The organism is Desulfuromonadaceae bacterium (assembly GCA_019429445.1).
Taxonomy (GTDB): domain Bacteria; phylum Desulfobacterota; class Desulfuromonadia; order Desulfuromonadales; family JAHYIW01; genus JAHYIW01.
On record JAHYIW010000002.1, the window covers coordinates 56233 to 70460 of the forward strand.

The 14228-nt window shown below is 53.9% G+C and carries 16 protein-coding genes; all 16 read left to right on the top strand.

Going from position 1 to position 14228, the window contains the following annotated elements; all coding sequences use genetic code 11:
- The 16 genes from K0A93_01005 to ilvD all read left to right on the top strand — a co-directional run bounded on the left by K0A93_01005 (nt 1) and on the right by ilvD (nt 14183).
- Nucleotides 1–768: a segregation/condensation protein A gene (locus K0A93_01005; protein MBW6510679.1), complete on the top strand. Its 768-nt coding sequence runs from the start codon at nt 1–3 to the stop codon at nt 766–768.
- A complete protein-coding gene (scpB, locus tag K0A93_01010) occupies nt 755–1366 on the top strand; it encodes an SMC-Scp complex subunit ScpB (GenBank protein ID MBW6510680.1) in 612 nt (203 codons plus the stop codon). The genes K0A93_01005 and scpB overlap by 14 nt, the downstream gene beginning before the upstream one ends.
- Before the next feature lie 54 nt (nt 1367–1420).
- Complete coding sequence (locus K0A93_01015) at nt 1421–2143, top strand: rRNA pseudouridine synthase (protein ID MBW6510681.1); 723 nt, start codon at nt 1421–1423, stop codon at nt 2141–2143.
- Nucleotides 2144–2200: 57 nt separating this feature from the next.
- Nucleotides 2201–3559 (top strand): glucose-6-phosphate isomerase, encoded by a 1359-nt coding sequence (locus K0A93_01020; GenBank protein ID MBW6510682.1) that lies wholly within the window; start codon nt 2201–2203, stop codon nt 3557–3559.
- Between the two features lie 162 nt (nt 3560–3721).
- A complete protein-coding gene (gene rpsB / locus K0A93_01025; protein ID MBW6510683.1) occupies nt 3722–4561 on the top strand; it encodes a 30S ribosomal protein S2 in 840 nt (279 codons plus the stop codon).
- Nucleotides 4562–4702: 141 nt separating this feature from the next.
- Nucleotides 4703–5611 (top strand): translation elongation factor Ts, encoded by a 909-nt coding sequence (gene tsf, locus K0A93_01030; protein ID MBW6510684.1) that lies wholly within the window; start codon nt 4703–4705, stop codon nt 5609–5611.
- A gap of 12 nt (nt 5612–5623) precedes the next feature.
- A complete protein-coding gene (pyrH, locus tag K0A93_01035; protein MBW6510685.1) occupies nt 5624–6343 on the top strand; it encodes a UMP kinase in 720 nt (239 codons plus the stop codon).
- 3 nt (nt 6344–6346) lie between these two features.
- Complete coding sequence (frr, locus tag K0A93_01040; protein MBW6510686.1) at nt 6347–6904, top strand: ribosome recycling factor; 558 nt, start codon at nt 6347–6349, stop codon at nt 6902–6904.
- Between the two features lie 27 nt (nt 6905–6931).
- On the top strand, nt 6932–7096 hold the full coding sequence (locus K0A93_01045) for a 4Fe-4S binding protein (protein MBW6510687.1): 165 nt from the start codon (nt 6932–6934) through the stop codon (nt 7094–7096).
- A 132-nt stretch (nt 7097–7228) separates the two neighbouring features.
- Nucleotides 7229–7951 carry an isoprenyl transferase gene (locus K0A93_01050; GenBank protein MBW6510688.1) on the top strand — a complete coding sequence of 241 codons (723 nt, stop codon included), beginning with the start codon at nt 7229–7231 and terminating at the stop codon, nt 7949–7951.
- 61 nt (nt 7952–8012) lie between these two features.
- Nucleotides 8013–8813 carry a phosphatidate cytidylyltransferase gene (locus K0A93_01055; GenBank protein MBW6510689.1) on the top strand — a complete coding sequence of 267 codons (801 nt, stop codon included), beginning with the start codon at nt 8013–8015 and terminating at the stop codon, nt 8811–8813.
- Nucleotides 8814–8828: 15 nt separating this feature from the next.
- Complete coding sequence (locus K0A93_01060; GenBank protein MBW6510690.1) at nt 8829–10001, top strand: 1-deoxy-D-xylulose-5-phosphate reductoisomerase; 1173 nt, start codon at nt 8829–8831, stop codon at nt 9999–10001.
- A complete protein-coding gene (rseP, locus tag K0A93_01065) occupies nt 9995–11323 on the top strand; it encodes an RIP metalloprotease RseP (GenBank protein ID MBW6510691.1) in 1329 nt (442 codons plus the stop codon). The genes K0A93_01060 and rseP overlap by 7 nt, the downstream gene beginning before the upstream one ends.
- A complete protein-coding gene (tsaB, locus tag K0A93_01070) occupies nt 11324–12040 on the top strand; it encodes a tRNA (adenosine(37)-N6)-threonylcarbamoyltransferase complex dimerization subunit type 1 TsaB (protein MBW6510692.1) in 717 nt (238 codons plus the stop codon).
- An 89-nt stretch (nt 12041–12129) separates the two neighbouring features.
- Nucleotides 12130–12354 carry a YdcH family protein gene (locus K0A93_01075; GenBank protein MBW6510693.1) on the top strand — a complete coding sequence of 75 codons (225 nt, stop codon included), beginning with the start codon at nt 12130–12132 and terminating at the stop codon, nt 12352–12354.
- Nucleotides 12355–12503: 149 nt separating this feature from the next.
- The gene (gene ilvD, locus K0A93_01080) at nt 12504–14183 is read left to right on the top strand and encodes a dihydroxy-acid dehydratase (protein ID MBW6510694.1); all 1680 of its coding nucleotides are present in this window, start codon (nt 12504–12506) and stop codon (nt 14181–14183) included.
- Nucleotides 14184–14228 lie beyond the last annotated feature (45 nt).

Below are 14228 nucleotides of genomic sequence, written 5' to 3' on the forward strand. Positions count from 1 at the left end.
ATGGCGGGCTACGAGGTTAAGCTTGATCAGTTTGAGGGTCCGCTCGATTTGCTGCTGCACCTGATCCGAAAACATGAGATGGACATTTGCAATATCCAGATGGTTGAGATCACCAAACAATATCTGGCATATATTGCATCGTTCAAAGAGCTGAATCTTGATCTGGCTGGCGAGTTTCTGCTGATGGCGGCGACCCTGCTGCATATTAAATCGAAGCTGCTGCTCCCGGTCAGTGATGACGCTGAAGATGAAGAGGGGGAAGAGGACGACCCGCGCGCCGAACTGGTGCGGCGGTTGCTTGAATACCAGAAATATAAGGATGCGGCCAATACTCTCAACGAACGTCCGCTGCTTGATCGCGATGTCTTTACCCGGTCGTTGCCGTCGTTCGCTGCCAGCGAGACGGAGAGTGAGGAACTGGTGCCGGTCGGGTTGTTCGAACTGGTTGCGGCGATGCAGGAACTACTGTCCCGCAGTGGCGCACCCCTCGCTCACGAAATTGATGTTGAACGGTTGTCCGTCGCCGAGAGTATCAATCTGATTATGGAACGTCTGGAGGGGCGGGAGAGCGTTTCTTTTGCCGAGCTCTTTACCGGCAAGCCGCGGCGCCAGGATGTGGTCGTCAACTTTTTGGCGACCCTGGAACTGGTCAAGCTGCGGTTGCTGCGTATCATGCAAAATACCCGCTGTGGCACCCTTTGGCTCTTTGGCATCAGTGGCGAGGATGATGGAGGTAGCACGACGGAGGACGGACTTGACTACGCCTGATTTGAAAATGATCGTCGAAGCGCTTGTCTTTGCTGCCGATGTTCCGCTCAAGGTTGACCGGCTGATCTCATTGCTGGAGGTGGAACGCGCTGCACTAACGACGATTCTTGGTGAGTTGCAGGCTGACTATCAGAAAAGTGAACATGCGTTTGAACTGCTGGAGGTTGGCGGAGGCTATCAGTTTCGTACCCGCCCCGAACTCGCCGAATATGTCCAGCGTCTCGATCCGGGACGCGCTTTCAGGTTGTCGCGGGCGGCGCTGGAAAGTTTGGCGATTGTCGCCTATCGTCAGCCGATTACTCGTGCTGAGGTTGATTACCTGCGCGGTGTCGATTCTGGCCGCGTTGTCAAAACACTTTTGGAAAAGCGCCTGATTCGCATCCTTGGCAAAAAGGAAGTGCCGGGGCGTCCGTTGATTTATGGCACCTCGCGCGACTTTCTGGAGTTCTTCGGCCTGAAAGATCTGTCCGACCTGCCCTCACTCAAGGAGTTCAGTGAACTCACCCCCGACCAGCTTGCCGGGGGGCGTCAGCAGGAATTGGCAGTGCAGGACCCTGCGGAGCTTTCGCTCACATCAGTGACTGACTTGTCTGATTGACACATCCAGGGCAGTAGTCGTGTCCCTTAATTTGAACCCGGAATTGATTTTTTTATGCAACAGCGTCTGCAAAAACTTCTGGCCCAGACCGGCTTGGCCTCACGTCGTGAAGCGGAAAAATGGATTGAAAGCGGTCGAGTCATGCTTAACGGTGCCGTTGCCTCTATCGGGATGTCCGCCGATCCGGCTGTTGACGAGATCGTCGTTGATGGTCGGCCCCTGCCGCGCGCCGAACAGCACCGTTATCTCATGCTCAACAAACCGGTCGGTTATGTGACCACGATGAGCGATCCCGAGGGACGTCAGACAGTGCGCGAGCTGGTCACTGCCCTGCCGGAACGTCTCTATCCGGTCGGTCGACTCGATCTGACCACCGAGGGGTTGCTGCTGCTGACCAATGATGGCGATTTTGCCCAGCAGCTGGCGCACCCGCGGCATCAGATCGACAAAACCTATCTGGTGCGGGTGCGGGGGAAAGTCGATTATGCGATGCTCCGGCAGCTTGAAGTGGGGGTGATGCTCGAAGATGGCATGACCGCCCCCGCCAGGATCGGTGGTGTACGCTCCACCGGCAGTCATGGCTGGTTCAATTTGACGCTCCGCGAAGGGCGCAATCGTCAGGTGCGTCGCATGTGTGAAGCTGTCGGCTTTCCGGTCAGTCGGCTTAAGCGGACCAACTATGCGTTTTTAACCCTGGGCGACTTGGCGGAGGGCCAGTGGCGCGAACTGACCCGCGACGAAGTCGCCCGCTTGAAAAAGTTGGCTTATCGGGCATAATTGCGCCATCCGCCATTTATCAGTAACCTCGATTATCCTGAACCTTGGAGTAAAGCGATGCTTGAGCTTGATTATGACAATATGCTGGCTACCGCTGTTGGCGAAGAATATGGTATCGCGCCGACGGAACTTGCGGCACTGATGCCGCGCTGTGCGCGTATTCATGCTGACTTGATGGCGCGTCATGCTGCCGGTGAGTTGCCGTTTTACGATCTGCCCACCGACCAAGCCATGCTGACAACGGTGCAAAAGCTGGCGGATGAACTCCGGGGGCGCTTTGAAAATGTTGTCGTTCTCGGTATCGGTGGATCGGCGCTCGGGACAACGGCAGCATTTCGGGCGCTTGGTGCTTTGCACCATAATTTACTTTCCAGAAAAAAGCGGGGTGGAGCTCCGCGCCTTTTCGTTCAGGATAATGTTGACCCTGCCGGGTTCGGGGCCACGTTGGAGTTGCTTGAGCCGCACGAAACGCTTTTTCTTGTAATCAGCAAGTCGGGAGCGACGGTTGAAACCGGGAGTCAGTTTGCCATTGCGCGTCACTGGGTTGAAGAGCATCAGGGGGACGCGTGGCAGGATCATTTTGTATTGATTACTGACCCGGAGCAGGGAGCGTTGCGGCGCCTGGCCAATGACAGCGGGATGCGCTCCTGTGCGATCCCTTCCGGCGTCGGTGGGCGCTTCACTGTGTTTACCCCGGTTGCACTGTTGCCACTGGCTCTGGCCGGGGTCGATATTGCCGCGTTACTGGCCGGTGCGGCGGAATTCATGACGCAGGCGATGGATGCCGATCTGCTGGCGAATCCGGCTTACCTGAACGGGGCGTTGCAGTATCTTGCTTATCAGAAGGGGCTGCGCATTTCGGTGATGATGCCGTACAGTGATCGACTGCGCGATGTGGCAGACTGGTACCGTCAGCTGTGGGCCGAAAGTCTCGGTAAGCGTCAATCGTTGACCGGGGAGGAGGTTTTTGTCGGGCCGACACCGATCAAGGCCCTCGGAGCGACAGATCAGCATTCGCAGGTACAACTTTACATGGAAGGCCCGTTCGACAAGACGGTGACCTTTATCGCGCCGCGCGATTATGGGCTGAAAGTGCCGATCCCCGCCTTCGCGCAGTTGCCGGAACTCGCTTATTTAACAGGTCGCGGGATGGATGAACTGCTCCGCTGTGAACACCAGGCAACCGCGCAGGCGCTGACGCGTAATCATCGGCCAAATTGCACGATCTGGCTGACGGAGGTCAGCCCGCGCACGGTTGGTGCGCTGTTTTATTTGTTTGAGGTGCAAACACTCTTTGCCGGTGCGCTCTTCAACGTCAACCCGCTCGATCAGCCAGGCGTTGAGCTTGGCAAGCAATTGACCAAAAAATTACTGCTGCATGGGGGCGCTGATACCGCTGCCGGGAGTTCTGCCTGAAGCAGACTTTACCCTTGTTTTTAACAATCATTTGTGTTATCTACAGGCGCTGTCTCAAAACACACGTCCGTTGATCCGTGTATGGGTGCCTAACCGTCGGTCGGGTCATGCTGGAGCAGATGCGGGCGGAGGAAACTAAACCCCTGAAGGAGAAAAAGAAGAATGGCTGCACAAATCGCAATGAAGCAACTCCTGGAGGCCGGTGTTCACTTCGGTCACCAAACAAAGCGCTGGAATCCGAAGATGAAACCGTATATTTTCGGTGCGCGCAACGGTATTTACATTATTGATTTGCAAAAGACGGTTCGTTATTTCAAAAATGCCTACACCTTTCTCAGTGATGTTACAAAGAACGGTGATAAGGTTCTTTTTGTCGGTACCAAGAAACAGGCGCAGGATGCGATCGTTGAAGAGGCCGGCCGTGCCGATCAATACTACGTCAACAACCGCTGGCTTGGTGGTATGTTGACCAACTTTTCGACGATCAAGGCCAGTATTGACCGGCTTAAAAAAATTGAGTTGATGTCAACCGATGGTACCTATGATTTGATTACCAAGAAAGAAGCGTTGCAGCTTGAGCGCGAACGCATCAAACTGGAGAAAAACCTTGGTGGTATCAAGCATATGACCAAGTTGCCCGGTGCAATCTTTATTATCGATCCGAAACGTGAAACGATTGCCGTCAAGGAAGCTGTCAAACTTGGTATTCCGGTTGTTGCCGTGGTTGACACCAACTGTGATCCCGACGGTATCGACTATATCATCCCCGGTAATGATGACGCGATCCGTGCAATCCGTCTCTTTGCCGCCAAGATGGCGGATGCCTGTGAAGAAGGTGTCCAGGCGCGTGAGATTGCTCTGCGGACCGATGCCGAAGGGGCCGATGTCAAAGAGGCGACCCCGGTTGCGAAGGCGACCCCGGCTGAAGAAAAAACAACCCCGGTTGCAGACGTCGCTCCGGTTGCGGAAACAGCTGAAACATCGGTTGCAACTGAAGCCTGATTTTGTTGTTTTGGTTAAATTATAAAAGGCGACCGGCATTCGGTCGCCTTTTTTCCGAACCAACAATTGCTTCCACGAATGGGACAATTTAAATAAGGAAACTTTTATTACACCGTCGCACGGCGGTGTCAGGAGGACATTGTGGCACAGATTACAGCAAAACTGGTCGCTGAATTGCGCGCCAAGACGGGCGCGGGAATGATGGATTGCAAAAAAGCTCTGAATGAAACCGATGGTGACTTGCAGGAAGCTATCGACTTTCTCCGCAAAAAAGGTCTTTCCGCAGCCGCGAAAAAAGCGGGACGTGTGGCTGCCGAAGGTGCCGTTGTCAGTGCCAACAAGGGGAATATCGGCGTGCTGGTCGAAGTCAACGCTGAAACGGACTTTGTTGCTAAAAATGAAGCGTTTCAGGCTTTCAGTGCCGGAGTTGCGCAAGCTGTTATCGAGGCAAATCCGGCAGATCTGGATGCTTTGTTGGCAACAGCTTTTCCGGAGACTGGTCGTACCGTTGGTGAAGAACAGAACCATCAGATAGCCACAATTGGTGAAAATATTAATGTTCGTCGCTTTACACGCTTCGAATCAAGCGGCGTTGTGACCTCGTATGTCCACGCCGGGGGCAAGATTGGTGTTCTGGTTGAATTGCAGTCGACCGTTGCTGCTGACCGTGTTGCTGAAACCGCGCGGCTGCTGGCCATGCATGTTGCCGCTGCCAATCCACAGTTCCTGAAACGGGACGATGTCCCGGCGGATGTGGTCGATAAAGAAAAAGAGATCATGTGGGCCAAAGCCAAGGAAAGTGGTAAACCAGACGAGATTATCGAGAAGATCATTGTAGGACAGATCAATAAATATTTTGGCGAAGTTTGTCTTCTCGAACAAGCCTATGTTATCGATCCCGATCTGAAAGTGGCCAAGGTCGTCGAAGCTTTGGCCAAGGAAATTGGCGGAGCGGTTGAGTTGACTCGTTATGCTCGATATCAACTGGGTGAGGGAATCGAAAAAAGGACCGATGATTTCGCTGCTGAAGTCGCGGCAATGACGAAGTAATCAAGGATCACCATGGCTCAGCCGGTATATAAAAGAATCCTGCTCAAACTCAGTGGCGAAGCGCTGGCCGGAACGCAGGGTTACGGGATTGATCCCGAAGTGATCGCGGGAATTGCCGCGGAGATTCGTGAAGTGGTCGATTTTGGTGTCGAAGTGGCACTGGTGATCGGCGGAGGCAATATTTTCCGTGGTGTGGCGGCTGCATCAAAAGGAATGGATCGGGCCAGTGCTGATTACATGGGCATGCTGGCTACCGTGATGAACAGCCTGGCAATGCAGGACGCGTTGGAGAACGCTGGTGTGGCGACGCGGGTACAGTCGGCCATCGAGATGCAGGCGGTCGCTGAGCCGTATATCCGGCGGCGGGCAGTACGTCATCTGGAAAAGGGACGGGTGGTTATTTTTGGGGCTGGAACCGGCAATCCCTACTTTACCACCGACACCGCTGCCAGCTTGCGTGCCATGGAGATCAATGCCGAAGCGATCCTCAAGGCGACCAAGGTTGACGGTATCTACAGTGCCGATCCGACAACCCACCCGGATGCCCTCCGCTATGAAAGTCTGACTTATCTGGAGGTTTTGCGCAACGGATTGCAAGTGATGGACGCCACAGCGACCTCGCTGTGTATGGATAATAATCTGCCGATTGTTGTATTTGATTTGACCCGGAGCGGGAATATCAAGAAAGTTGTCTTGGGTGAAGCTATCGGTACAATCGTCAAAGGAGAGTGATTCATGTACAATGAAACGCTTGCCGACTCCAAACGAAGGATGGAGAAGGCGGTTGAAGCTCTGAAAAAAGAGATGAACAAGGTGCGCACCGGTCGGGCAACAACATCACTTCTTGACAATATCAGCGTCGATTACTATGGCACCCCGACCCCGCTGAATCAAGTCGGAACGTTATCCGTTCCGGAGCCGCGGATGATTACCATTCAGCCGTGGGAAAAGAACCTGATTCCTGCAATCGAAAAAGCGATTTTACGTTCTGATCTGGGCTTGAATCCGAATTCCGATGGTCAGTTGATCCGTATTTCGTTCCCGCCATTGACCGAAGAACGGCGTAAAGAAATGGCCAAGGTCATCAAACGGATGGGGGAAGATGCCAAGGTTGCGGTGCGGAATATTCGTCGCGATGCGAACGAAAGTCTGAAAAAAATGGAGAAAGAGAAGGCACTTTCCGCCGATGACCTGAAACGTGGTGAAAAGGAAGTCCAGGATTTAACGGATAGATTCATTGTCAAGGTTGATGAGGTTGTCAGTAATAAGGAAGCGGAGGTCATGGAGATCTGAAGATCCCGCGTCGCCAAGGAGGAAAAAATGGCATTGAGAATCAATGAAGAATGTATTGCCTGTGGAACCTGTGTTGATACCTGTCCCCTGGGCGCAATTGTTGAATCAGGAGATTCCTATACAATTACCGATGATTGCACGGAATGTCGCGCTTGCACTGAAAGTTGTCCGGTCGACGCCATCGTTGACTGAGTTAAAGGGGCGCCTTGTGGCGCCCTTTTTATTTTTTTCAACAGGTTGAATCCGCTCACCATGCTTGTCGCGACACGATGAAATGTGCTAGATTACCGACATCTTTTGTCAACCGGATTCCATGTGAATGACATGATCCCAGAGCATATTGCTATCATTATGGATGGCAACGGTCGTTGGGCGGAGGCGCGAAACCTGCCGCGCATTGCCGGTCATCAGCGCGGCGTCGAAACGGTGCGCGTGATCGTCGAGGCGTGTCACGGACTCGGCGTTCGTTATCTGACCCTTTATGCCTTCAGCTCGGAAAACTGGCAACGTCCATCGGCTGAAGTTGGTGGCCTGATGGAGCTTCTCGGGTATTTTCTGGAAGCGATGTTGCCTGAAATGATGGAAAAGGGAATCCAGCTGCGGGTTATAGGTGATCTGGCGCGATTGCCGGAACGTGCTCGTCGAACGGTTACTGATGCTGTTGCACAAACTGCCGAAAATAGTGCGATGACTCTGGTCCTGGCACTGTCGTACGGATCGCGGGGGGAGTTGAGCAACGCCTGTCGCACTTTGGCGAAAGATGTTCTGGATGGTGGTTTGTCTGTTGAGGATATTACTGAAGAGCTTTTTGCGAGTCGACTCGATACTGCCGGGTTGCCCGATCCTGACCTGCTGATTCGCACCAGCGGTGAAATGCGCATCAGTAATTTTCTCCTCTGGCAACTGGCTTATGCAGAACTTTATTTCACGGAGATTTGTTGGCCCGCTTTCACTGCCGACGAGTTGAACAAAGCGTTGGTCGAATTTTCTCGCCGTGAACGTCGTTTTGGTTTGACCGGAGCACAAATGGAAAAGAGTCGGTTTTAAAAATAACTATCTGGGTGTTGCTGGAAGGACCCAGTTACTGCTTGAATTCCGGAGGATTAACATTAAACAACGACTGATAACCGCTGGTATCGGCCTGCCGCTGCTGGTCCTCTTTATTGTCTATGCAAATTATTTTTTCTTCAGCCTGCTGATTGGTGGTGTCATCTGTCTGGCCCTCCATGAATTCTTCGCCATGACCCTGCCCGGAGAACGCCGCGCTGAAAAATTCGCTGCCTGCCTCTTTGCACTCGGTTTGCTGAGTGCGATGATTCAGCAGTCACCTCTCCTGCTGGTCGGGCTATTGACCTTGATGACGCTTGGTTTCGCCTGCTGGTTTTTGCTGCGTTTCAATAATCTGGGAAAAGTTACCGGACAACTGGCGATCCTCTTTTTCGGCATTCTTTATATTACACTTTTACTTGGACACGTACCGCTGCTGCGCGGGGTGCCGGATGGGCGTGAGTGGATTTTTCTGGTTCTTTTTATTATCATGTTTTGTGACACCTGCGCCTATTTTGTAGGCAGCGCCATTGGCTGCCGACGTCTTTATCCATCAATCAGCCCGAAAAAAAGTATTGAAGGCGCCTGTGGTGGCCTGCTCGGTAGTATCCTCGGTGCAGTGTTGGTCAAATTCTGGTTCTTCGGCCATCTGCGGCTGGTTGATGCCGTTATTCTTGGCATTCTGCTTGGCATTGTCGGTCAACTTGGCGATCTTTTTGAGTCGATGTTGAAACGCGGGGCTAACGTGAAAGATTCAGGGACGTTGATCCCTGGGCACGGTGGCGTACTTGATCGTCTGGACAGTTTACTCTTTGCATTTCCTGTTGCCTATTATTATGCGCTGTGGGCGGGGTACGGATAACGTGTTGCACTACCCATGAAGAAACTAGCAATCCTCGGGTCCACCGGATCAATCGGCGTCAGTACCCTCGAAGTTGTCGCGGCTTATCCCGCCAGATTTTCTGTTATAACGCTCACCGGCGGGGCGAATCTGACGTTGCTGATCGAGCAGATTCGGCGCTTTTCGCCGCAGATGGTCGCGGTGTGTGAGGAAGTCGATGCGCGCCGGTTACGTGACACCCTCGGGGAAAATGCCCCGAAAATTCTTTTCGGCGTCGAAGGCCTTTCCGCCTGTGCCTCCCATCCAGATGTAGAAATGGTCGTATCGGCGATTGTCGGTGCGGCCGGTTTACGCCCGACTATGGCAGCGATTGTCGCCGGGAAAGATATTGCCCTGGCTAACAAGGAAACGCTGGTGACAGCCGGTTCGCTATTCATGGAGGCGATCACCGCTGCCGGCGTCGATCTTTTCCCGGTCGACAGCGAGCATTCCGCCATATTTCAATCGTTGCGCGGGCATCGCCAGCAGGATGTTCGACGCTTGATTCTGACGGCTTCCGGCGGTCCGTTTCTGCACCGTTCCAGTGACGATTTTCACTCGGTGCGACCGCTTGATGCACTGGCTCACCCGAACTGGACCATGGGGCGGAAAATTTCGATTGATTCTGCGACGATGATGAACAAAGGGCTGGAGGTGATCGAGGCGCACTGGTTGTTTGCTCTGCCTGCCGAGCGCATTGCCGTTCATGTTCATCCGCAGAGTGTTGTTCATTCAATGGTTGAATATGTGGATGGCTCGGTGATTGCGCAACTCGGCATTCCTGACATGAAAACACCGATCGCCTATGCTCTTTCCTGGCCGGAACGACTGGCTCTTGATTTACCTCCACTTGACTTATGCCAGTATGGGGCGTTGACATTTCATGCCCCGGACGTTGAAAAGTTTCCGTGTCTGCCCCTTGCTTACACGGCACTGGCGATTGGCGGTACCGCGCCGGCAGTGATGAATGCTGCCAACGAGGTTGCAGTTGAAGCATTCCTTGCAGAACGAATTTCCTTCTCTGATATTGCGCAGATTATCGCTGTGGTGCTGAATGGTCATGTTGCCCAGCCACTCGATACACTTGAAACTGTCTTTGCGGCTGACAAGATGGGGCGTAAGGCTGCGTATGACCTGATCGATCAACGTGCTGCGGAGGCTTTATGCTGACTGTTTTTTCGGGGATCATCCTCCTTGGTATTCTGGTTTTTATCCACGAACTGGGACATTTTGGGGTCGCCAAGGCCACGGGCGTGCGCGTGCTGAAGTTTTCCCTCGGATTCGGCCCAAAACTGTTTTCCAAACAGTGGGGGGAGACCGAATATCTGCTTTGTGCAATCCCGCTGGGGGGGTACGTCCAGATGCTCGGCGAGGGGATCGGTGAACAGGGCGAAGTCGTGGAGCTGACGCCTGAAGAGCGGCAGCACTCCTTTGCAGATAAAACGATCGCCCAGCGCACGGCAATTATTGCGGCCGGCCCGATTATGAATCTGCTGCTCCCTTTTATTGTCCTGCCGATTGCCTATATGGTCGGGGTGAACCTGCCCGCTTATGTTGAAAATGCACCGCGAGCCGGTTATGTGGTTGACGCGTCGCCAGCAGCAGCTGCCGGTTTGCAGCGCAATGATTTGATCGTCGCGGTCAATGGCGATGCCGTCTCCAGCTGGGACGGTACGAACAAGACACTCCTCTCCCATGTCGGTGCGCCACTGGAATTCACAATCCTTCGGAGTGGTGACACCCTGCTGATCACACTGGAACCGGAAAACGGCGGGATTGAAGGGTTGCAATCGATCGGCATAATGCCGGATGTTGCGCCTCTGGTCGGCGGATTGGCACCGGGAATGCCGGCGTTGGCCGCCGGTTTTGAAGTGGGTGATCAGATCGTTGCGATTGAATCAACCCCGATCAACTCCTGGTATGATCTGCGCGACGTCATTCAGAATTACGGAAAGCGACCACAACAGTTTCACCTCATTCGCGACGGCAGGGAACTTTCAGTCGAGGTTCTGCCGATCCAGCGTGATGGCAAAGATGATCTGCTGATCGGTATTGCACCACACCAGGAAACCCTTTTTAAACGCTTCGGTTTTATTGACGCGGTGCGTGCTGGCGCTGACCGAACTGTTGAGCTGATCGAATTGACGCTGACGTTCATGCAAAAGATGTTCGCCGGACAAATCTCATCGAAAAATATCGGTGGCCCGATCACGGTTATTCAGATTGCAGGTCAGGCAGCGCAGACCGACCTGTCGAGTATTTGCACGGTGCTGGCTTTTCTCAGTATCCAGTTGGGGATTTTGAATCTGTTGCCGATCCCGATTCTTGATGGTGGGCATCTCTTTTTTAATTTTTTCGAAATGTTGATGCGCCGACCGGTGCCGTTGCGGACGCGCGAGATTGCCCAGCAGGTCGGGTTAATTATGTTGTTGATGTTGATGGTTCTGGCATTTTATAACGATATCGTTCGTATTTTTGTCGGGGGCGCGTAAATGGTCAAGTCTCCACGGTTGCTGGCTGTTTGCACCGCAACCCGCTGTACCAGTATTGCGGTCATTGAAGACGGTCGTGTGTTTGGCGAGATGGTGATGCGCTCCCCCCGTACCCACACAGATCTGCTGCTGCCGAATGTTCGCCAGATGCTCGCCGGGCTGGAACAGGATATCCCTGATTTTGACGCCTTTGTTGCGGTCGTTGGACCAGGGGCATTTACCGGCTTGCGCGTCGGTGTCGCAACGGTGAAGGGATTGGCCACGGCGGCCAATCGACCGACCATCGCTATTTCATCATTGCTGACCCTGGCTGCCCAGTTTCCGGCCAGTCACTTGCCGATTTGCGCACTTCTCGATGCACGTAAAAGTGAAGTCTATGTCGGTCGTTATTGCCGACAACTGGATGAACCGGTCTTGTCCCACCCTGAACGCGTGATGACACCGGAACAGTTGCTGGACGAAATTGACGAGGAAACCCTTTTTGTCGGCGATGGTGCCACTGTTTATCGACCGTTGATTGAGGCCCGGCTCGGTCGACGTGCTCATTTTGCGCCGGTTTCTCTGGCTGAACCACGTGCGGCTCTTGCTGCGGCTCTTGCCGATCGTGAATACCGGGCGAAACGCACGCTCTCATCCGGGCAATTAACTCCGGTTTATATTCGTCGTTCCGAGGCTGAAATTATGTGGGAAAAAAGCGGTCGAACACTGCCCCAATGACATGATAGACTGTTGACAAGGTTGGCCCCATTGGTTATTTTAAAATGGCAGTTCGGTGTATTCATTAACCCTATCCCGGGAGGTCCTTGATGGAGGAAGCAGATTTGACCGTCGTTGAAGAGTTGTGCAATAATAACCCACGCTTCCGTATGTTGTATGAAGAACACCTGATCCTGGAAAAAGAATTGACCGATTTTGAAGAGAAGGTTTATCTGACGCCCGATGAAGAAATTGCGCGGAAGAAGGTACAAAAGCTGAAGTTGGTAGGAAAAGATGAAATGCAGAAGATTCTGCATAACTTTCGTGAGGTCTAGTCCTCTTCACCCGAGAGAATCTGAGGGGTTCGGGCCTCCGGACCCCTTTTTATCTGTGCGGCGCCGGGATTTTATCGCGGCGCCGTTTTATACATCCGGCAGCGACAGGGGCACTTGTCGATTGATCATCAGAAGGAACGAATTAAACCATGAAAAAACGCAGTTCTGCCATCACTGAGGGTTTTGAACGAACACCGCACCGTGCCCTGCTGATGGGAACCGGAGTTCCGCGGAGTCAGATGAAACAGCCCTTTATCGGCATCGCCAGCTCTTTTACCGACCTGATCCCCGGTCACATCGGCATGCGTGATTTGGAACGGCAGATTGAAAAAGGCGTTCACACCGGTGGCGGGCACGCATTTATGTTTGGTATCCCCGGCGTGTGTGACGGAATCGCCATGGGACATCGTGGCATGCACTATTCATTGCCGACCCGTGAACTGATCGCCGACATGATTGAGTCGGTTGCCGAAGCCCACCGTCTTGACGGTCTGGTGTTGTTGACCAACTGTGACAAGATTACCCCAGGGATGTTGATGGCGGCAGCACGTTTGGATATTCCTGCAATTGTTGTCACCGCCGGACCGATGCTCGCCGGGCGCGGTGCTCAAGGGCGGCAATATTCGTTTGTGACCGATACTTTCGAGGCGATGGGGCAGTATAAAGCGGGGAATATGACCGAGGCGCAGCTGTGCACCTGTGAAGAAAATGCCTGCCCCTCTGCCGGATCGTGTCAGGGACTTTTTACCGCCAACACGATGGCGATCCTGACTGAAACCCTCGGTATGAGCCTGATCGGATGTGGTACCGCACTGGCGGTTTCCTCGTTGAAGCGGCGCATTGCTTTCACGTCCGGTGAACGGATTGTTGCCCTGGTAAATGACAATATCACGCCACGTTCCATCCTCACCCGCGCCGCCTTTGAAAACGCCGTGCGGGTCGATCTGGCCCTCGGTGGTTCGAGCAACACCGTCTTGCATCTGCTGTCGATTGCGCGTGAAGCCGGAGTCGAACTGCCGCTGGAAATTTTCGACGCACTCAGTCGCACCACGCCGCAGCTGGCCTCAATGAATCCTGGTGGTATCCATTTCATGGAAGATCTGGATGCGGCGGGGGGGGTTCCTGGCGTGCTCCACGAGCTGGGCGACAAGATTCTCGATAATCCAACCCTGACCGGTCTGTCTGTCAGAGAGATTGCTGCGGCGATCAAGCATGTTGATCACGCCGTGATCCATCCACGCAGTAACCCGGTGCGGGCTGAAGGGGGGATTGCCATTCTGCACGGCAATATTGCGCCGGACGGGGCGGTTGTCAAACAGTCCGGGGTGTCGGAGAAGATGATGACCTTCGAAGGCACGGCACGCTGCTTCGATGCGGAGGAGGCCGCGATGGCCGCGTTGATGGACGGAACCGTCGTGGCGGGCGATGTGGTCGTGATTCGCTACGAAGGACCGAAAGGCGGGCCGGGGATGCGTGAAATGCTCGCTCCGACCGCGACGTTGATGGGGCTGGGGCTGGGGGACAGTGTGGCATTGATTACCGATGGTCGTTTTTCCGGCGGTACCCGCGGGCCCTGCATCGGTCACATTTCGCCGGAAGCCGCCGTCGGTGGCCCGATCGCCCTGATTGCCGACGGTGACCGGATTAAACTCGATATTCCGCAGCGTTCGCTTGAATTGCTGGTTGATGCAACGGTTCTGGCAGAACGTCGTGCCGTCTGGCAGGCTCCGGAACCGAAGATCAGAACCGGCTGGCTGGCACGTTATGCCCAGGTTGTCACCTCGGCCAATACGGGCGCAATTTGTCAAGCGACAGCTCCACTGAAATAACGCGCAACCACTTGCCAGGGAACGAAAAGTTTCAACTGAGGAGGA